This window comes from Arthrobacter sp. NPDC080082 (assembly GCF_040686595.1).
Lineage (GTDB): Bacteria > Actinomycetota > Actinomycetes > Actinomycetales > Micrococcaceae > Arthrobacter.
The window spans coordinates 1-20,211 of sequence record NZ_JBFBKQ010000001.1 but is presented as its reverse complement, the minus strand read 5'-3'; the positions used below and the strand labels follow the sequence as shown (position 1 = coordinate 20,211).

The 20,211-nt window shown below is 59.2% G+C and carries 16 protein-coding genes; 9 read left to right on the top strand and 7 right to left on the bottom strand.

What is annotated here, in order from left to right:
* The first annotated feature begins 44 nt into the window (after positions 1-44).
* The 7 genes from glf to wecB all read left to right on the top strand — a co-directional run bounded on the left by glf (position 45) and on the right by wecB (position 9,364).
* Positions 45-1,232 carry a UDP-galactopyranose mutase gene (gene glf / locus AB0O44_RS00080; protein ID WP_290255672.1) on the top strand — a complete coding sequence of 396 codons (1,188 nt, stop codon included), beginning with the start codon at positions 45-47 and terminating at the stop codon, positions 1,230-1,232.
* A complete protein-coding gene (locus AB0O44_RS00075) occupies positions 1,229-3,250 on the top strand; it encodes a glycosyltransferase (RefSeq protein WP_364132840.1) in 2,022 nt (673 codons plus the stop codon). Before glf ends, AB0O44_RS00075 begins: the two co-directional genes overlap by 4 nt.
* Positions 3,247-4,128, top strand: coding sequence for an ABC transporter permease (locus tag AB0O44_RS00070; protein WP_290255670.1), 882 nt, complete (start codon positions 3,247-3,249; stop codon positions 4,126-4,128). Before AB0O44_RS00075 ends, AB0O44_RS00070 begins: the two co-directional genes overlap by 4 nt.
* Positions 4,129-4,854, top strand: coding sequence for an ABC transporter ATP-binding protein (locus tag AB0O44_RS00065; protein WP_364132836.1), 726 nt, complete (start codon positions 4,129-4,131; stop codon positions 4,852-4,854).
* A 255-nt stretch (positions 4,855-5,109) separates the two neighbouring features.
* Entirely contained in the window at positions 5,110-7,092 is a 1,983-nt protein-coding gene (locus tag AB0O44_RS00060) for a DUF6541 family protein (RefSeq protein WP_364132834.1), read from the top strand.
* Positions 7,093-7,118: 26 nt separating this feature from the next.
* The gene (locus tag AB0O44_RS00055) at positions 7,119-8,210 is read left to right on the top strand and encodes an NAD-dependent epimerase/dehydratase family protein (RefSeq protein WP_364132831.1); all 1,092 of its coding nucleotides are present in this window, start codon (positions 7,119-7,121) and stop codon (positions 8,208-8,210) included.
* Entirely contained in the window at positions 8,207-9,364 is a 1,158-nt protein-coding gene (wecB, locus tag AB0O44_RS00050) for a UDP-N-acetylglucosamine 2-epimerase (non-hydrolyzing) (RefSeq protein ID WP_290255667.1), read from the top strand. Before AB0O44_RS00055 ends, wecB begins: the two co-directional genes overlap by 4 nt.
* A 177-nt stretch (positions 9,365-9,541) precedes the next feature.
* Here the strand turns inward: wecB and AB0O44_RS00045 are convergent, their stop codons facing one another.
* The 3 genes from AB0O44_RS00045 to AB0O44_RS00035 form a co-directional block, all read right to left on the bottom strand.
* On the bottom strand, positions 9,542-11,449 hold the full coding sequence (locus AB0O44_RS00045) for a hypothetical protein (RefSeq protein WP_364132829.1): 1,908 nt from the start codon (positions 11,447-11,449) through the stop codon (positions 9,542-9,544).
* A 261-nt stretch (positions 11,450-11,710) separates the two neighbouring features.
* Positions 11,711-12,130 carry a DUF2304 family protein gene (locus AB0O44_RS00040; RefSeq protein ID WP_290255665.1) on the bottom strand — a complete coding sequence of 140 codons (420 nt, stop codon included), beginning with the start codon at positions 12,128-12,130 and terminating at the stop codon, positions 11,711-11,713.
* The gene (locus tag AB0O44_RS00035) at positions 12,130-12,870 is read right to left on the bottom strand and encodes a glycosyltransferase family 2 protein (protein WP_364132826.1); all 741 of its coding nucleotides are present in this window, start codon (positions 12,868-12,870) and stop codon (positions 12,130-12,132) included. The genes AB0O44_RS00040 and AB0O44_RS00035 overlap by 1 nt, the downstream gene beginning before the upstream one ends.
* A 153-nt stretch (positions 12,871-13,023) precedes the next feature.
* Here AB0O44_RS00035 and AB0O44_RS00030 point away from each other — a divergent pair, with 153 nt between their 5' ends.
* Complete coding sequence (locus tag AB0O44_RS00030; protein WP_290255663.1) at positions 13,024-14,049, top strand: polysaccharide biosynthesis protein; 1,026 nt, start codon at positions 13,024-13,026, stop codon at positions 14,047-14,049.
* Positions 14,050-14,051: 2 nt separating this feature from the next.
* On the top strand, positions 14,052-15,287 hold the full coding sequence (locus AB0O44_RS00025) for a glycosyltransferase family 4 protein (protein WP_364132824.1): 1,236 nt from the start codon (positions 14,052-14,054) through the stop codon (positions 15,285-15,287).
* 195 nt (positions 15,288-15,482) lie between these two features.
* On the opposite strand, the gene AB0O44_RS00020 is transcribed toward AB0O44_RS00025, so the two are convergent.
* The 4 genes from AB0O44_RS00020 to AB0O44_RS00005 form a co-directional block, all read right to left on the bottom strand.
* On the bottom strand, positions 15,483-16,784 hold the full coding sequence (locus tag AB0O44_RS00020; protein WP_364132821.1) for a hypothetical protein: 1,302 nt from the start codon (positions 16,782-16,784) through the stop codon (positions 15,483-15,485).
* A gap of 54 nt (positions 16,785-16,838) precedes the next feature.
* Complete coding sequence (locus AB0O44_RS00015) at positions 16,839-17,864, bottom strand: GDP-mannose 4,6-dehydratase (RefSeq protein WP_290255660.1); 1,026 nt, start codon at positions 17,862-17,864, stop codon at positions 16,839-16,841.
* Positions 17,861-18,844, bottom strand: coding sequence for a GDP-mannose 4,6-dehydratase (locus AB0O44_RS00010; protein ID WP_290255659.1), 984 nt, complete (start codon positions 18,842-18,844; stop codon positions 17,861-17,863). The genes AB0O44_RS00015 and AB0O44_RS00010 overlap by 4 nt, the downstream gene beginning before the upstream one ends.
* A 71-nt stretch (positions 18,845-18,915) precedes the next feature.
* Positions 18,916-19,962 carry a glycosyltransferase family 1 protein gene (locus AB0O44_RS00005; RefSeq protein WP_364134607.1) on the bottom strand — a complete coding sequence of 349 codons (1,047 nt, stop codon included), beginning with the start codon at positions 19,960-19,962 and terminating at the stop codon, positions 18,916-18,918.
* Positions 19,963-20,211 lie beyond the last annotated feature (249 nt).

Genomic DNA, 20,211 nt, shown 5'->3' with positions numbered 1-20,211 from the left:
CATTGCCTAACGCTGTGCTGCCCGCATTCAAACCAGGAGATTTTGTGACCGCTGACCTCGTCATCGTAGGGTCGGGCTTTTTCGGCCTGACAATCGCAGAACAGGCCGCCTCTGAGCTGGGCTTGAAGGTCGTCGTCATCGACCGCCGCCATCACATCGGCGGCAATGCCTACAGCGAAAAGGAGGAGCAGACCGGAATCGAAGTTCACCGCTACGGTGCCCACCTCTTCCACACCTCCAACGATCGTGTGTGGGAGTACGTGAACCGGTTCACGACGTTCACTAATTACGTGCACAAGGTCTACGGCGTCCACAAGGGCGAGGTTTACTCCCTGCCGATTAACCTGGCGACGATCAACCAGTTCTTCCGTGCAAACATGACCCCGGGCCAGGCCCAGGATCTGATCAAGGAACAGGCCGGCGAGCTCGCGGGCACCGATCCGCAGAACCTCAACGACAAGGGGATCCAGCTGATCGGCCGCCCGCTGTACGAGGCGTTCATCAAGCACTACACAGGCAAGCAGTGGCAGACGGACCCCAAGGACCTGCCCGCGGGCATCATTTCCCGGCTTCCGGTGCGGTACAACTACGACAACCGGTACTTCAATGACAAGTACGAGGGCCTTCCGACCAACGGGTACACCGCATGGATCGAGAAGATGGCAGAGCACCCGAACATAGAAGTCCGGCTGAACACGGACTTCTTCGACGAATCGCACGAATACTCCAAGAACAAGGTCGTCGGGAACATTCCGGTCGTCTACACCGGCCCGGTGGACCGTTACTTCGACTACGCCGAAGGCGATCTCTCCTGGCGCACCATCGACTTCGAGGAAGAGGTCCTCGACGTCGGCGACTTCCAGGGCACCTCTGTAGTCAACTACAACGACGACGACGTCCCCTACACCCGCATCATTGAGCCGCGCCACTTCCACCCGGAACGCGACTACCAGACGGAAAAGACCGTCGTCATGCGCGAGTTCTCCCGTGCGGCCGAGAAGGGCGACGAGCCGTACTACCCGATCAACACCCCCACCGACCGCGAACGGCTGTTGAGGTACCGCGACCTCGCCGCCGCCGAGAAGGACGTCCTCTTCGGTGGGCGCCTTGGCACCTACAAGTACCTGGACATGCACATGGCCATCGGTTCGGCCCTGACGATGTTCGAGAACAAGATCCGCCCGCACTTCGAAGCCGGCGCCACGATTGAAAGCGGAGGAGTAGACGCATGAGCATGTCTACGGCGAACCACAAGGAAGAGGCCAACGCGGTAACGGAGGACGTGGCCGCGCAGTGGAGCGTTCTCCAGCGCGTCATTTTGCCCAGCGCAAGCCAGATGGACACAGCGCCCCTGTACATGGACATGGGCACTGCCACCGGAATCCAGCTCCCGACGATCGGCGATGGAGACGGCAAGGCGGCCAAGCCGCGAACCATCAGCAGCCCCACAAAGGAAGCTCACGTCGAAGACTTCCTTTCCCGGCATTCCACTTCCGTCCGCTCGGGTGAGCGAGTCTCCTTCGGCACGTACTTCAACGCTTTCCCGGCCAGTTACTGGCGTCGGTGGACCACCGTCGAAAAGGTGCGCCTGCAGGTTCGGACCCAGGGGACTGGTTCTGTCATCGTTTATAAGTCGAACGCTAGAGGTTCTCTCCAGCGCGTGGATACCCGCCGTGTAGAGGGAAACTCGGAGAGCCACTTTGAACTGTCACTGGCTCCTTTCGGAGACGGTGGATGGTACTGGTTCGATCTGCTGGCTGGAACCGAGCCCCTCGTGATGATCGATGCAGAATGGCAAGGCACCCGGGTCGAGAAGACGCCCGGTTCGGTAACGCTGCAGATCACCACCCTGAACAAGACGGATTTCTGCCTGAACAACCTGCGTCTGTTGGCCGACAGTTCCGAGGCCCTCGCACACGTGCAGGAAATCCTGATTGTCGATCAGGGTACGCAGAAACTCTCGGATGCGCAGGGTTTCGAAGCCATCAAGGAGTCCCTGGGCGGCAAGCTCCGCATCATTAACCAGTCCAACCTGGGCGGCTCCGGCGGATTTGCCCGAGGGATGTTTGAGGCCGTCGAAAATGGCAGTGACTATGTTCTGCTTATGGACGACGACGTCGTTGTCGAACCCGAAAGCATTGTCCGGCTCCTGACCTTCGCCGACCGGTGCAAGACGCCGACGCTCGTTGGCGGGCACATGTTCGACCTGTACAACCGGACGGTTCTGCATACGTTCGGTGAGGTCGTGAATCCTTACCGGTTCCAGCCGGCCCTCCCCAGCGAGGACATGATCCTGGGTCATGACTTCCTCTCGTCGAACCTGCGCCAGACGTCCTGGCTACACCGCCGTTGCGACGTCGACTACAACGGGTGGTGGATGTGCCTGATTCCCACGCAGGTCATCAAGGAAATCGGGCTCTCACTTCCCCTGTTTATCAAGTGGGATGACGCCGAATACGGGCTGCGGGCGAAGGCGCACGGATACCCCACGGTTTCGCTCCCAGGCTCTGCAGTTTGGCACGTGTCCTGGATCGACAAGGATGACCTCGTTGGCTGGCAGGCGTACTTCCACGCACGGAACCGGGTCGTTGCGGCGCTGCTTCATAGCCCCTACGAGTTCGGTGGCGACGTCGTCCGGGCGTCGCAGTTCGGCGACGTAAAGCACATGGTGTCGATGCAGTACGCGACCGCACAAGGTAGGCAGTGGGCGCTCCAGGACGTATTGAAGGGCCCGGATGCCTTGCCGGACCTGCTGTCCACCAAGCTTCCCGAGATCCGCTCCATGATGTCCGGTCACTCTGACGCCGTCTTCCGCCCCAATCCCGAGGACTTCCCGGCACCGAAGATGGACAAGCCGCCGCGGCGCGGCCACGGCCCCTCGCAGCCCTCCCGGATCACCCTCTTGCCCTGGGCCGCCAAAACAATCGCCCGGCAGCTGGTGAAGCCCGTCACGGGTACCAGTTCCGAACGTCCGCAGACGACGATAGCCCACCAAGACAACCGCTGGTGGCGCATGGCCCAGTATGACAGTGCGGTCGTGACCAATGCAGAGGGAACTGGTGCCTCCTGGTACCGCCGCGACCCCAAGCAGCTGCGCACGATGCTCACCGAGAGCGGTCGTCTTCACGCGGCCCTGCTCCGGGAATGGGGGGCCCTGAGCCAGAAGTACAAGGCCTCCATGAATGAGCTGACGTCGATCGAGTCGTGGCGGAAAACGTTCGAGCAGCACACCCAGAATGAGATCAAGTGAGCGTAATTTCTACCGGGGAGTTGACGACCCCAGGATTAGGCGGCGGACTGCGTGATATCAAGCAGTCCGGCTTCCTGCTCAAGCTGTTGGTGCGGAAAGAACTCAAGGTTCGGTACCGAGGCTCTGTCCTAGGCCTCCTCTGGTCTTATGTGAAGCCGGGCGTCCAGTTCGTCGTATTTTATGTAGCCTTGGGTATCTTCCTCGGATTGGAGCGGAGTGCCAGAAATCCGGAGGGATTGGCCAACTACGCCGTCTACCTGTTTTCCGGCATCGTACTAATCAACTTCTTCTCAGAAGCGCTGGGCAACGCAGCACGGTCCATCGTGATGAATGGCAATTTGATCAAGAAAATCTACCTTCCACGCGAGCTGTTCCCGGTGGCATCCGTGTGGGTCTCGGCAGTTCACTTCTTCCCTCAACTCGTAGTCCTCGTAGTGGGGTGCGTCTTTGCGGGATGGCACCCGAATCTGATCCAGCTTCTTGCTGCGCTGGCCGGGTTCATCATTGTGGGAATGCTGGCGACTGGGCTGGGTCTGCTTTTCGGTGCGGCCAATGTTTACTTCCGCGACTCAGAGAACCTCGTCGACATGCTACTGATGGTTGCAACCTGGGCGTCCCCGGTCATGTACGCGTGGTCCATGGTCGAGCAAAAGCTTGGAAGCACCGCTTTCGCCATCTATCAAGCGAACCCAATCACCATAGGGGTGGAGCTTTTCCACTACGCGTTCTGGTTTCCGACGACGGACGGTTCGGCAGCGATGCCCCCGAATCTTTTCGGCCTGTGGCTGCCGGTTGGCCTCGTCGTTGCGGTAGTCATCGTTGCGTTGGGTCAATTCACCTTTCGGCGCCTTGAGGGCCGTTTCGCACAGGAGCTTTGAGTGGTCACGGCGATCGAAGTATCTAACATCAGCAAACAGTTCGTACTACGCCACACGAGGTCTCTGAAGGAGGCGGTGGTGTGGTTGGCGAAGGGGCGGAAAGGCGACCTTTCCGAAAAGTTCCATGCGTTGAAGAACGTGTCCGTGGAAGTCCAGGCGGGCGAAACAGTGGCGTTGCTGGGTCTGAACGGCTCGGGAAAGTCGACCCTGTTGAAGCACATCTCGGGAGTCATGCTGCCCGACTCGGGCACGGTCAAGACCCGGGGGCGCGTTGCTGGCCTGATTGAGGTTGGCGCCGGCTTCCACCCCGATCTGTCGGGCAGGGACAACGTCTTCCTCAACGGGGCTATCCTCGGCATGACCGAGGAGCAGGTCAAGGACCGGTTCGACGACATCGTCGAATTCTCTGAGATCGGCCAGTTCATCGATACCGAGGTCAAGTTCTACTCGTCCGGCATGTACCTGCGCCTCGCCTTCTCCGTGGCTGTACATACCGATCCCGAGGTCTTCCTTATCGATGAGATTCTCGCCGTCGGCGATGAACCTTTTCAGCGAAAGTGCATCGGCAAAATCCAGGAACTCGCCCGCGACGGAAAAACCCTGGTTGTCGTTAGTCACGATCTCGATCTGGTCTCCCGAATTTGTGAGCGTGGAGTCGTCCTCGAGCATGGGAAGCTCATGTTCGACGGTCCAATCGAAGAGGCCGTGGCCCTGCTGCGTTCGTAGTTGCTAAGACCTCAGGGACCTGAGGGGACGAAGTGCGACGTTGTCAGGACGTGTGCTTTGCCGGCCGCCGCCCTTGGACAGGGGAGAGGCTTGACCAGACTGAGAACGACTTCCTGCATGGTGACAGTCACCTCAAAAACGCTTTGGCCTCTGCCAGGGCGGAGCGGAAACCGTTCGGACTCAGTCACGTAGTATTCGGGAGGTGCGACGGCGATCCATTTCTCGCCCGCGCCAGACAATTTATGGAGGAATTTCGTGTCATGGTGGTCGATAGTCCCGCATCTTTGCCTGGGGATCGGGGTGCTGTTTGTACCGGGACTCTGCGTGGGCTGGGTCAGTAGGCTACGGGGGATCGCACTGCTGGCTGTCGCGCCGGCCATTACAGTCTCAATTGTTGCGGTAGCTGCGTTGATCGCTCCCTTGATCAACATGCGGTGGTCGATTGTCCCGGTTGGGATATTCGCACTGATAGTTGCCGCTATCGCGTGGGTGGCTACGAAACTGCTCTCTCCAGCTGGGGCGGCTGAACGTCCCCGAACCCAAACCCCGATCAAGTGGCTGAATGTGGGGGGACACACGCTGGCCTTGGTTGCAGCGGCATTCCTCATATCACGTCGTCTCGTCGTCGCCTTCGGTCGCCCGGAAGCTTTTTCGCAGACCTTCGACAATGTCTTCCACCTCAACGCCGTGCGTTACATCCTTGATACAGGCTCCGGTTCATCGATCACCGTTAGCGGCATGACCGGCGGAGGCTTCTACCCCGCGGCCTGGCACGATCTCGTAGCTTTGATTGCCGTCACCACAGGTGCATCGATCCCTGTTTCAGTGAACGTCATCAATTTGATTGTCGGTTCAATCGTTTGGCCTCTCGGGTGCATTCTCCTCGCGCACAAGGTCCTCGGTGAACGCGTAGCCGTTAGCGTCGCGGCGGGAATTCTCTCTGCAGCTTTCGGCGCTTTTCCGCTCCTGCTCTTGGACTTCGGGGTCCTTTACCCGAACTTCCTAGGGAACGCCCTTCTACCGATAGCCGTAGCATTGGGAATTCAAGCCCTGGGACTGGGCTGGTCGCGTTCTGGGTCGGCGGCCGTCTCATGGCTCCTCTTCGCCGCGGTGCTTCCCGGCCTCACCTTGGCCCACCCGAGCAGCACGATGGCACTCCTGGCCATGTTGCTGCCCCCTCTCCTGATCTTATGGTTCAGGGGAGTTGTCGCTATTCGACGCCGCTCGCAGCATGTAGCTCTCCGCCTTGGTGGAATGGCACTACTGCTGCTGCTCGGCCTGGGCGCCGTCGTTGTCCTCTGGAAGGCCATACGACCTCCTGAGGTTGCCGCCTTTTGGCCCCCCATTGAAACTACCGGACGCGCGATCGGCGAGGTGCTGACAAGTTCGGCTATCGGTCGGTCAGTGTCATGGGCGGTGGCGTTGCTGGCGGTTGCGGGGCTTATCTCAGTAATTCGACGACGCCAGCAGTACTGGCTCATTGGCATGTTCGTGGTGATCGCGTCGTTGTTCGTGATCGTGGCGTCATTTCCGTTCGGTAGCCTTCGGACATTTTTCACTGGCGTCTGGTACAACGACCCTCCCCGGTTGGCCTCGCTGTTGCCGATGGTGCTCCTGCCCTTCGCTGTCGTTGGCGCGGTGCGAGGGTGGGACCGTTGGCTGGAGCCCCAGCTTCGTGGGCTGGCCTCTAGGAGCCGCCGTAAGACTCCGCTGGCGGCCTCTAAGCCTCTAGCGGCCGTGGGTGCAGTGGCGGTCATCTGTCTGTTGACGCTCGCAACTCAGCAGGCCAACGTCCGTGAAGCAACGAACTCGGCAGCGGCCGGTTACCGACTGGCCAACGATTCTCCGCTTGTCTCTTCGGACGAAATGACCCTCATGAATCGACTACCCGCCGAGGTACCCCAAGACGCCGTCCTGGTAGGTAACCCTTGGAATGGCAGCGCTCTGGCTTATGCATTCACCGGGAGGAAACTGGTTCAACTCCACATGCTAAGCGAACTTCCCTCGGGAGCCGTGGAGCTATTCACGCGCCTCAACACGGCAAAAACAGATCCGACGATCTGTCCAATCGTTCAGAAGTTGCACGTTGGCTACGTACTCGACTTCGGCCATCAAGAGGTCCACGGGGGAGACAACGGGTTCCGTGGGCTGGATAACCTGGTGGCCTCCGGAGTAGCGAGTCTTGTTGACTCCCAAGGTCAAGCAAAAATCTATAAGTTGACTGCCTGCGGGCAGTGACACATCAACGTGGTAGGAGTGTCGGCATGACAATCGCCCTAACCGGAAGCAACGGCTTCCTCGGATGGCACACCCGTGTCCTTGCGCATAGCCTGGACAGGACGACGGAGCCTCTGCCTCTCGGAGACAAGTTCGACATCGGCTCGGCTACAGGGCTCATGGAGAGGGCTACAACCCTTGTCCACATAGCAGGCGTCAACCGCGGTGACGACGACGCAGTCCGAGAGGGCAACGCGAGATTCGCCCAGCAACTCGCCAAGGCACTGGGCGAGGCGACATCGGTTCCAGCCACGGTGGTCTACGCCAACTCCATCCAGGCTGGCAACCAGAGTCCCTACGGTCAGGGAAAGCAAGAAGCCGGCCGGATTCTTAGGAAGGCAGCCGAAGATGCCGGCGCGACTTTCGTCGACGTAAAGCTTCCGAATCTCTTCGGTGAGCACGGGAAGCCCTTCTACAACTCGGTCGTCGCAACCTTCTGCCAGCTCGCTTCGGAAGGCAAGCCTCTGGAGGTGAAGGACGATAAAGAACTGCGGCTTTTGCACGTGCAAACGGCTGCAGAAGTTCTGCTCGGAATTCATGCGCCCGACGATGCCCACAATTTGGCAACAGTCAGGAAAGTGAGCGAAGTTGCGGAACTGATAGGGTCCATGGCCCATTCGTACACGGACGGCACTATTCCGGATATTGCAAATACATTTGAACGTGATCTGTTTAATACCTATAGGTCATTTTTGGTCGGCGAGCGGCTTCCCATCATGCTGAATCGGAAGGAAGACGCCCGAGGTGCCTTTTTTGAAGTCATCCGCAGCGCTGGCGGGGAGGGGCAGGCCTCTTTCTCTACCACGGAGCCAGGCGTGACGCGGGGGCAGCACTACCACCGGCGTAAAATCGAGCGATTTACCGTTCTTTCAGGTACCGCCGAAATCGCCATGCGAAAAATGTTCTCTAATGAGGTTCTGACGTTCCCTGTGACCGGTGAAAATCCAGTTGCTATCGATATGCCGACAATGTGGTCCCATAACATCACCAATGTTGGATCGGATAAGCTTTATACCATGTTCTGGATCAATGAAATATTTGACCCAGCCTCTCCCGACACCTTCCCGGAGGAAGTATGACCGACGCTGGCCGCAGGCTAAAAGTACTGACCATAGTAGGAACACGACCCGAGATCATCCGCTTGGCGGCTACGATCCGACGGCTTGATCGCAGCACCGACCATGTGCTGGTCCACACGGGGCAGAATTACGATTATGAACTCAATGAGGTTTTTTTCGAGGACCTCGGGCTGAGGAAGCCCGACCACTTCCTTGAAGCCGACACGTCGTCCCTCGGCGCGGTATTGGGTTCGATACTGGCCAAGACCGAGGAAGTGCTGCTGGCCGAAAAACCTGACGCCATGGTTGTTTTGGGTGACACCAACAGTTGCATCTCTGCCCTCATGGCCAAGCGTATGAGAATCCCCGTCTACCACATGGAAGCAGGGAACCGTTGCTTCGATGAGAACGTGCCGGAGGAGACCAACCGCCGCCTGGTCGATCACGTAGCAGATTACAACCTCGTCTACACCGAACACGCCCGCCGCAATCTCCTGGCGGAAGGGCTCCACCCCTCAAGGATCCTCCTGACAGGTTCTCCGATGAAGGAGGTGCTGCAGGGTAATGCCGACGCCATTTCCAGCAGCGACGTTCTTGAGAAGCAGAACCTCACCTCAGGCGGCTACTTCATGGTGAGCGTTCACCGCGAAGAGAATGTGGACAGCCCGGAACGTCTGGCAGAGATCCTTAAAGCCCTCCAGACGCTCAGCCGCCGGTACGAAGTTCCGGTCCTGGTGTCGACCCACCCGCGTACTCGCAAAAGGCTCGAAAGCCAGCCGGAAGAGCTGAAGGAGGGACTGCGCTTCCACCCCCCGTTCGGCTTCAACGACTACGTGAAGCTCCAGCAGGAAGCAAAGCTGGTCCTCTCCGACAGCGGGACCATCAGCGAAGAATCCTCACTGCTCGGCTTCCCCGCCGTCACGCTGAGGGACGCTATTGAGCGGCCTGAATCGCTCGACACTGCGGCCATCATCACGACGGGTGTCACCGCTGATGCGATCGTGGACGCAATTGAGATTGTCTTGGATCAGTTCCAGAACGATGGACCGCCGGTCGTTCCCGCTGATTACCAGATCAGCGATACGTCGCGCCGGACGGTGAACTTCATTCGGTCGACTGCCCACACGCACCACCAGCGGACGGGAATTTTCGTCAACATTGACAGGAACCGCTGACCATCGCTGAGGACGACTGCGTCATGGTTCGCCAAGCCGCAGTCTGATCGGCTCGTCGAAGACTTTCGTCGCGAACACAGACGCCCCGCTGGATAATCCGGCGGGGCGTTTGCTGTTATTGGGACGGGGCGGACCCGGCTGTTGGAGACTAGTAGGTTACTTCGGTCCCCGCGCTCTTTAGTAAGTTATGATCCGGGAGGCATATTCCGGGAATGCAGCCCGCAGTTCGGGCAGGAGCTCTGGATCGACCATGACATCGAGTTCCGGCATTTTCTCCAATATGGCAATCATTGCGTTGGGCACCTTGGAAGGACCTTTATATAGCGGGCTTACCAGGGGAATGGCAGGTTCGACCTTGTTCGTCCACTTGCCTTGAAGCGTCAGGGACCACTGCGCCGCTAGGAGGGGGTCAAAGAAATCGTTGAAGCCGGCGTAGATGAAGGTTCGTTCCTGCTTGACCCGGGATATGGCGAGAAGCTTGGGAATCAGGGGCGGCATTGGTCCCGAAAGTGCGGTCGTTTGCTGAAGGAGTGCGGTGGCGCCACTTGCGGTGGGCTTGAGCCCTTGCTCGCTCATTCCGGTAAAGGGCAGTCCAAAAAACTGAGTCGCCCCCAGGGTCGTCAGTAACGACGCTGCCACGAAGGTCTTACGGCCGCTTTTCTTGAGAAGGATCGGCGACCAGAGTTCCGCAAAACCAATCACGGTGCAGACGATGGCGACAATTTCCACTGCCAGGGACGACTTGTGGAAGTAGTAGGTCACAGATCCCGACTGCACAAGTTGGAAGATGCCAAGCGCCAGCAGGAGGGCCGCCCCGAAGAGCGGTGTAGCCAGGACATGTAAAGAAGTGAGCGTCCCGTGTCTGTGCTCCTCGCTTCCGGCCTTGCGCCGCGAGAAGAAGGCGAGGGCAACAAAAGCGTTAGCGATGACGCAGAGGACAGCGACGCCGGTGTCAGCCAAAGCGATACCGCCGTTCGTCGTGAGCACGTCGCCAGCGGAGAGCGCGTGGAGCTGCCAGACAGCAGCGCCCAGTGCAGCCACGCCGACGACCGCTATGGCGGACTGTACGGTGACGTCCCAACTCCTTAGCTGCGTACGGTGTCGAATCAAGTGCCATCCGTAAACGGCGACGCTGGGGAGGCAGAGGACGAGGAGGAGAATCCAGCCGTGGGCCACTCCCACCAGAGCCATCGTAAGGGCAGCTGAAGCGAGCGACGGCGGGATGACCCGCCTCAGTTGAACTATGGCGATGCACGCCACGCAGAGAGCCACACCCAGCCCGAAGTTGGGGAACGCACCGAACACCGGAATCGACCCGGGACCCACAATCCAGGCCGTTGCGACGATCGTGACAAGCGGCAGTGTGACGAGGAAATTCCGCCGTAGTACCGGGAGCGAAGTCAATCCAGCGATGACCATCACTGTGCCGAGAATCGTAACCGCCCCGATCAGCCGGCAAAAGAGCACAAGCTCCTCGCCCGGATCGCCTGGTCTGCTACCGGCGACAACTTCCGCCAATGTCGCTAACAGCGAGTGGAACCCTTGAGGGTAGGTTGCGGCGGACCAGGGGCTGCCGTCCGCGGAGGCCGGGAGGACGGCCAGGACCGCCCCATGGTTTCGAATCATGTCGTACATGTTGAAGTGGGGTGCAAAGTCCCAAGACCTGGTGAGAAGCAGAAGTGCTTCCTCAGGGGAGCGGACCGAAATGAATCCCTGAACCACCCAAAGAGAAGCGAGGGCCGCTACGACAGGCAGAATGTCAACAACGTTTGCATACGGCAAAAACGATCGGAGAGGCCGCCGTGTCACGATCCAGAAAGCTGCTGACGCCGTAAGACCGGCAGCCGCTAACGCCAGAACGAAGGAGCCGCGGTCAAGCCCCGGCACTGGACCGGAGTACCACCAGATAATCGGTGCCAAGCCAGCGATGCCGACACTGGCAACAAGAATGCGCTGGGAGAAGCTCCGCGACGTCGGAATGAGGAGCAGGACGAAACCCAGGAGAATTCCAAAGCGCCAACCCGTCAGTGCTCCAGAGTTTCGCACGGCTACAACGGCAAGAAACGCGAGAAAAGAAATGACCAAGAGCAGCAGTATCTGGGAAAGTGAGATTTTTGGTCCGCCGGTGGGCCGGTTGCGCGGGCGCGCACTCCGGGTTGGTGCTGATGAAACTGAGTGCAGATCCGGGCTGAGCATGATTCCTTAGCGGTCGTGGTCAGCCGGCATTTCCCCCGATGTCACGACCTTCGTTAATTCAGGGCACCTCGAAAGGCGCGGAAAAGGTACAGAGTAGACACCTATGAGTCTACGTCGTTCGCGATGGGCGTCCTTACGTGGTGCGAGGCCCTAGTCCTTGGGTGATTGCGGACCAGTCTCCAGTCGCGGCGTTTCGCCCTGCGGACCTGCGGTAGAAAACGCGTGGAAATCGTGCTCCAGCCGCTCTACCGCGGTGCGCATGATGGCGACTTCCTCCGCAAGGGTGCGGTTCTCGTCCTCCACGACGGAGAGTTCCCACGAAAGATGCAGACAGACGCCCAGCAGCAGAACAATGCACAGGGCAAAGAGCAAGTTCGATGCGACTTGGATACCGACAATCTTGCTGACGCCAGTGAGGAGGTCGGGCCAACCGGCCAGGACCAGGGCACTGGCTCCGATGATAAGCCACAGCGCGGCGTATTTTTCACGGAACACCTTGCGGCGGACCAGTTCAAGAACGATCGCAACCATGACGAGGGCGAAGATGAATGGAGGCAGTGTGTTTCCCATCAGGCGTTGCTTTCCCCTACGGCTATCTGTGATCGGCTGCGTGTCATTGCAAAAAGTAAGGCAAATACGGACCTAAGCAGGTAGATGGCAGATTTTGCCGGATTATGGCTGGGCGTCCCGCCCTGGCGCGGCCGCATGGCCACGGGGATCTGGGTCACCCTGCACCCCGATTTGATCGCAACTACCAACGAATCAATGGTGTCGCCAAGATACTCGGCCGGATAGTGATCCAAGTACTGTGCGATGGCTCTCTTATTCCCGGCACGGAACCCCGACGTGACGTCGGTAAGCTTCGTCCGAGCAAGACGCGAGATCACAGCCGCCAAAAACACCATCGCCCACTTCCGGGGACCGGAAACTTTATAGTCGCCCTTGGAGGCGAAGCGGGCGCCGATGGCGATGTCTGCCGACTCCAGCCCCTCCAAGACGGAGGAGATCTCCCGCGGATCGTGTTGACCGTCGGCATCCACCTGGATGACGGCGTCGTAGTTGTGGCGGTCCGCATACTTGAACCCGGCGCGCATCGCGCCTCCCACACCCATGTTGAAGGGGAGGCGGAGGACGGTCGCGCCGGCGGCCGCTGCCACATCGGCCGTTCGGTCCGTTGAGCCATCATCAACAACCAGAACGTCGTAGCCTTCGTTCAGATTGATCACTTCGGCGACCGTGTTTCCAACGGTTTCGCCTTCGTTCCAAGCTGGCATGATCACTAACACATGGCGGGCGTCTGGGCTAAGCATGATGCAGATTCTACGCTGAAACGTATCTGCGCCGAATTCGTGTCCCGCCTCCGGAGGGCTTTCCGGCCGCCCCCATCCCCGGGGCGCTGGTATTATCTAACGGTTGCAGCCCATGTTCGTTGCCGCAGCCACCCTGCAGACCAAGGAGACAAGTTGTTCAAGAACAAGACACTTTTGATTACCGGGGGCACTGGCTCGTTTGGGAACACTGTACTGAAGCACTTCCTGCACACCGATATCGGCGAGATCAGGATCTTCTCGCGGGACGAGAAGAAGCAAGACGATATGCGGAAGGCTTACAACAACGACAAATTGAAGTTTTACATCGGGGATGTGCGGAACATCGAGAGTGTCCGCGAAGCAGTCCGCGGCGTCGACTTCATTTTTCATGCGGCAGCTCTGAAGCAGGTTCCATCGTGCGAGTTCTTCCCGATGGAAGCCGTTCGCACCAATGTCCTGGGGACCGACAACGTGCTCACCGCCGCCATCGACGCCGGCGTCAAGAAGGTTGTCTGCCTGTCCACCGACAAGGCCGCCTACCCGATCAACGCTATGGGTACGTCCAAGGCGATGATGGAGAAGGTTGTCATCGCGAAGTCGCGCAACGTGGATCCGGCGGACACCCTCATCTCCTGTACGCGCTACGGCAACGTCATGGCTTCACGCGGCTCGGTGATCCCGTTGTTCGCGGATCAGATACGAGCAGGGAAGCCCCTGACCGTAACGGATCCACACATGACGCGCTTCCTGATGAATCTCGATGAAGCCGTTGAGCTCGTTCTTTTTGCGTTTGAAAATGCCAACCAAGGTGATCTCTTCGTTCAGAAGGCGGATGCCTCATCCGTCGGTGACTTGGCGACGGCCATGAAGCGTCTCTTTAACTCCGACGTCGACATCAACGTCATTGGCACCCGCCACGGCGAGAAGGCCCACGAGACCCTGCTGACGCGCGAAGAGCGGGCTAAATCCGAGGACCTTGGCGGCTACTTCCGCGTTCCCGCCGACACCAGGGATCTCAATTACGAGAAGTTTGTGGATTCTGGTGACATTGTCAACGAAGAACTCGAGGAATACACCTCACACAACACGCAGCAGTTGACCGTCGATGAAATCATCGAAAAGATCAAGACGACGGATTATGTACAGGAACTCCTGCCGTCCATCACTCCTGTCCCCTAAGAATGACATCTCGCCCCAAGGTACTTGTAGTCGGGCAGCACTTCTGGCCTGAAGGTTTTCGCATCAATGATATTTGCGATTTTCTGGTCGAGTCAGATGTGGATGTGGAGGTACTCTGCGGATTGCCTAACTATCCGCAGGGATCGCTCTTCCCAGGCTACACGTGGCGGGGACCCTACAAAGAGAATCACAAGGGCCTCAAGATTTACCGGGCCCCGGAAATTCCGCGGGGCGATAATTCCAGCCTGCGTATTTTCTTGAATTACGTATCCTTTCCGCTGGGCAGCCTTTTGCATCTGCCACGGTTGCTCTTCGGAAGATACGACAAGATCTTCCTTTATCAGCTTTCGCCGGTAATGATGTCAATCACGGGTATACTTTTGTCGAAGCTTCGCGGTATCGAGTCGACAATGTATGTGCTCGACCTTTGGCCGGAAAATCTTTTCTCTGTTCTGGACATTAAGAACCGTTTCTTGCGCCGCCTGGTCGAGCGAGTCTCCCACTGGCACTACCGCCAGCCCGACAAAATCATTGTCTTGTCTGAACAGATGCGAGCAAAGATTCAGAGTATTAGCGGTCTGCCGGACGATCGTCTGGCGGTCGTTCCGCAGGCATGCGAAAGCCTGTACGAACGGGAAATCATTGACGAGGATTTGGCCTCACGACTCGGCGACGGGTTCAAAGTTGTCTTTACGGGGAACATCAGCCCGGCTCAGTCATTCGAAACCATGATCGAGGCGGCTGCACTTCTCAAAAGGGAAGGCCTCACCGGTATCTCTTGGATCATCGTCGGGGACGGCATGAGCCGAAACGACGTCGAGCAACAGGTCAAGGATCGCGGTCTCGAGGACGTTTTTCGGTTTGAGGGTCATCACCCCGTCACCGATGTTCCCAAGTACACCACACTCGCGGACGTCCTGGTTGGTTGCCTGGTGAAGAGCGACCTGCTGGAGGCGACCATACCGGCAAAGGTCATGTCATACATTGCGTCCGGACGGCCGCTCGCTCTCGCCATGGATGGCGAAGTTCGCTCTCTCGTGGAAGACCAGGCTCAATGCGGCCTCGTTGGACCGGCCGGCGACAGCGAAGCTTTGGCGGACAATATCCGACGGCTTTACGAACTGTCAGCCGAGGACCGTCGGCGTCTTGGCGAAAGTGGTAAAGCCTACCACTTTGCCAACCTAGAGCGGAGCATTGTCCTGGGCCGGCTGAAGAAATTTCTCCTCTCACCGGCTTGATTAGTTGCACTGGCAGCTTTTCAGCATGCCGCAGCGCCGGTCTCAGCAGTGTTCCTGCGGGCCCGCCTTTCACGGCTGTGGCTCGGCTCGGTTCTCCTGCGGGCTTTCGGCGGGTTCGGTTCTATTGGCGGGGAAGTGCGCTGGACGGTCCTATGCCGCAGATGTGCCGAACGTTATTGGCACCTCGGCGACGTTTCAGGACGCCGACTCGGTTCTTCTGGCGCGAATCATCCGGGCAATGGCCAGGGAGTGGACCAGAATCCCGGCGATAGGCCCGAGCGACAGGCTGAAGATACTCCTGACCTCCACCCCGGCTGGGAGCAACAAGATTACAACTGCAACCACAGTGGCCGTCAGCCAACCTGCGGAGTACGCGCGGTGTTGACCCAAACCGATCACGATCGTGCCGAGAAGGGTAAGGACTGCCATCAGTACTGCTGCAAGCGTCAGTGCCGCCAGCGCCCATCCTGCCACCGCGTAGCTGGGGCCGAAAATGAGCATCAACCGCGGCCCCACGAGCCAAGCAGCGATGGCTCCTACGACTCCCATCGCAAGGAGGATACCCAGCGGCTTCCGGAGGGTCCTCCATCCGTTGTGTGGGTTCTTCACAACTTCGGATAATGCCACGCCTTGAAACGCCTGCAAAGGGACCATGATGGGTGCCCTTGTGAGCGAGATGGCCAAAAGTATGGGTGCGGAGAGGGCGTAGTCGGCCGGGGAAGTCGTCAGCTTCAACAAAATTGGAAAGGCAACGATAAGGGCGGCGGAGGATGCCGCCGACAGTAGGGCATGGCCGGTGTTTTGTAGCAACCGGGGGAGGGCGACGTCGCCTTTGGCCGCTAGAGCGCTCCGGGCGCCGGGTGAGACCAGCAAGACCAGCAACCACGCAGCAAGCGCGGCTAGACAGGCCATTTCGATGCCAACAAGGGAGGTAGCGGCCACGGCTGCCAAGGCGATGGCGCCCAGGCGCAAGAGTGCTTCAAGGGACACCAGACCGGCAAACAGCGTCCATTGATCGCTACCTTGGGCGGCACCTGCCAATGTGGCGTGGCAGGAAAAAAGAACGGCTGTCAGGACAAGGGCCGCAACAACCAGGGCGGCGTCTTGATGGAACACGAAGGTGGTTAGCAGCGGCGATAGCGCCGCGATCACAACTGCCGCAGCGAGGCCAACGATCAACCCGGACGTGAAGACCCTCGCGCCCTTGGCGGTCGCAGAGTCAGTCTTGAGCCGTGCCGCCCCAACAGCTCTCGTTGTCTCGGCCTGGACACCACCCAGGACACCGCAGACGAAGAACAACGCCGCCCAAAAGGAGAGGAATTCCGCGTTATCGGCGGGCGATAAAGCGTGGCTTGTGAGAAACAGGATAACTATTCCGGCCGCGGCCGCCGTAATTGATGCCGCTCCTACGCGGGCTGCGGATTTGGCCGAAATTCTTCCACCATCGCCGGGGGAGTCATCCGGGACGAACTCGGAGGATTGGGTAATATCCGTCAAATCAGGTCTTTCACGTAGTTATGAAGCGGTTCTGCTGCCGGCAACGCTAAACAGTCAATCTCCGGGTAGCGACGACAGACCATGTTCTCGAACAACGCCAAGGTCGTGCTGGACCATAGCCGCCACAATGTCTTCAAAAGTCGCGGTCGCCCGCCAACCCAGGGTGTCGGATATTTTTGTGGCGTCACCCCGCATTTCGGGGGCATCCACTGGACGACGGAATTTCGGGTTTACGTCGATCAGAGACAGTCCCTCCGAAACGCCTGCCGCGAGGAACGCGGCCTCGGCAAAGTCCCGTACGCTGCGTGAGACTCCCGTGGCCACCACAAAGTCCTCCGGCTCTTCGGCAGAAGCAATGCGAACCATGGCGTCGACGTAGTCCGGGGCCCATCCGAAGTCTCGGACTGCGTCAAGATTTCCAAGGCTCAGGCGTTCCTTGAGTCCAAGCGCGATGGCGGCCACACCTAGAGTGATCCGACGAGTAACGAAGCTCGACGGCCGGCGAAGTGACTCGTGGTTATAAAGGACGGCAGAACTGGCGAAGAGTCCCCGGGCCCGGTACGTGCCCACGGCATGATGGGCCAGCGCCTTGGCCGCACCATAGGGCGTGATCGGCCTCAGGGGGGTGCCCTCATTTTGGGGCACTTCTTTGGCTTGACCGAAAATCTCGGCACTCGATGCCTGAAGGAACCTGATCTCGCGCCCCGTGCGCTGTTGAAGTTGCCAAGCAGCTTCGAGCATTGCCACTGCAGCGGCGCCGGTGCTGACAACTGTCTCATAGGGTCGTTCCCATGACGCGGCCACGGAACTGATTCCACCAAGGTTGAAAATAGTGTCCGGGGCAAGGCCGCCAATTAGCTCGGCGAGGCGTAACGGGTCCGAAAGATCTCCTTCGTGGAGCGTCACGCCGCCGGCCTCGTGCTGCCGAGGGTTGGCATCCTCGGCTCGAACCATCCCGTGGACGTCCCAGCCGGCTTCGACCAGCTGCTCGGCCAAGTAGGACCCGTCCTGGCCCGAGATCCCAGTCACCAGTGCTCTCTGGGGGTGGCCGGACCCGCCACGGGATGACTCCAGCGTCATTTGGCGAGCAACCGCTGTTCCACAAGGTCGCTCTCGACCATCATGGTTACCAGCTCATTGAAGGAAACCTTTGGCTTCCAACCCAGAACGCGCTGTGCTTTCGTTGCATCGCCAATGAGCAGGTCAACTTCGGCAGGGCGCATGAACCTGGGGTCTTGGCGGACGTAACGACGCCAGTCTTCCAGCCCCGCTGCAGCGAATGCGGCCTCGAGGAGCTCTTCAATGGAGTGGGTTTCGCCCGTAGAGATGACGTAGTCATCTGCTTCCGGCTGCTGCAGCATCAGCCACATAGCCTCGACATAGTCGCCCGCGAAGCCCCAGTCCCGCTTGGCATCCAAGTTCCCCAGGACGATCTCATCCTGCAGGCCGAGTTTGATGCGCGCAACAGCCTGGGACACTTTGCGGGTAACGAACTCAGGGCCGCGCCGGGGAGACTCGTGGTTGAACAGGATGCCACTGGATGCGTGCATTCCGTAGGACTCGCGGTAGTTGATCGTCATGTAGTGACCGAAGACCTTCGCAACGCCGTAAGGGGAGCGCGGCCAAAGGAGGGTCTCCTCCTTCTGCGGAACTTGCTGGACCTTGCCGAACATCTCCGAAGAGGAGGCCTGATAGAACCGGACCTTGCTCACATCGTCACCAGCGTACAAGCGGGTGGCCTCGAGAATGTTCAGGACGCCCTTTCCAGTGACGTCCGACGTCATGGACGCGTTTTCCCACGAGTACGCTACGAAGGAAATGGCGCCCAGGTTGTAGATTTCGTCGGGCTGGGCGATGCCTAGGACGCGGACCAGCGAGGAGACGTCGGTGAGGTCCCCGGTCAGGAGCTTCACGCCGGGAACAGTCTTGCTAACGAGCTCGTATTTCGGGTTGTTCTGTCCCCGGATGAGGCCGAAAACTTCGTATCCCTTGGAGAGCAGGAGCTCCGCAAGATAGAGACCGTCCTGACCGGTGATGCCGGTAATGAGCGCACGAGGCATGGGGGAATTTCCTTTAAGTCGAAGAGTCACGCACAGCCACTATATAGGGTGACCACCGGAGACCTGTTGAGTTAAACCTTTGTGAGAGCGCGCTGCTGCACAGCGTAGCGATAGGCCGCTTCGTGAGCTTCGGCGCATTTTTCCCACGTAAACCTCCGAACTTGCTCAAACCCCTTGGCTTGAAGCTCGGAGGTCCGCCCAATGGCTTCGACGATTGCGTCGGCGATGGCCCGGGGCGAGTGAGGATCGAACATCACGGCCGCGTCGCCACACACTTCCGGGAGTGAACCCGCAGTGGATGAGGCCACCGGGCAACCGGATGCCATGGCTTCCAAAGGAGGAAGGCCGAACCCTTCGTAGAGGCTCGGAAAAACGAGGCATTTAGCCTTTCGGTAGAGCTCAAGAAGCTCCTGAAACGGAACCAGACCCTTGACGTCGACGTTCGCGGGAACATTGGTGAGGCCTTCCAAGCCCCCTCCCGTCAGCACGAGCGTGAGCTCCGGCCGCTCCGTCATCAAGAGTCTCATTGCTTCAAAGAGCACCGTGTGGTTCTTATGCGCCCACCCCCGGGCCGGATAAAAGATGAAATTTTCTCTTTCGCCGATATTGGGGGTGAACTGTTCCGAGTCGACGGCCAAGTGTGCGGTGAAGACCTTCTCGGGTGCAATTCCCAGGTGTTCGACGATCGTGCGTTTGGCGAAATCGCTGATGGTCACGACGGCGTCGGCCTTTCGCGCCGCGCGCTCATAGAAGAAACTCCGGTAGATCCGCTCCACGCGGCTGAAGAGGTGCGGAAGGTCACGGTGCTGGACGTCGCAAAGAGACTGCACAGTCGCCATGGACCGCGGCGGAGAGGGAAGATTGACGGCGAAAGGAACGTGGAAAACGTCGTTGCCTTCCATTCTCGCCACGAGTCCTTTGCGATGTAGGAAGCCCTGGAGGAGTGTCTTGATCCTCTCCGTGGACGACGGCCCGCCCGAAACTTCCGGGCACACCACTTCGGGTATCTCACCGGAGAAACCCTTCCCTACTCCGCTAACGAAGGTCGTCGCGGCGACTCCCTTGGTGCTGGCCAGCCCGCGGAGCAACCCGCGAGCGTAAGTTTCGCCACCACCCATCGCCCCGGGGACCAACGTCAACATCGCGATTGCGACTCGGAGAGGTCGGTTAGTGGGAGTGGGCCCGTCGGTCATTTGATCTTCGCGCATCAGTCAAGCTTAGCCTGCGGTGTATGAGGCCCGCCGCAGTGCACGTTCGTTGGGAGCGGCACTTGCTGGGGCCGGCGATGGGGCGTGAATTTGTGTTGTGGGTGGGTCATCGGGTGAGGGTGGTTTTGGTGCCGGTGGTGGGGGACGAGTCGATGCGGC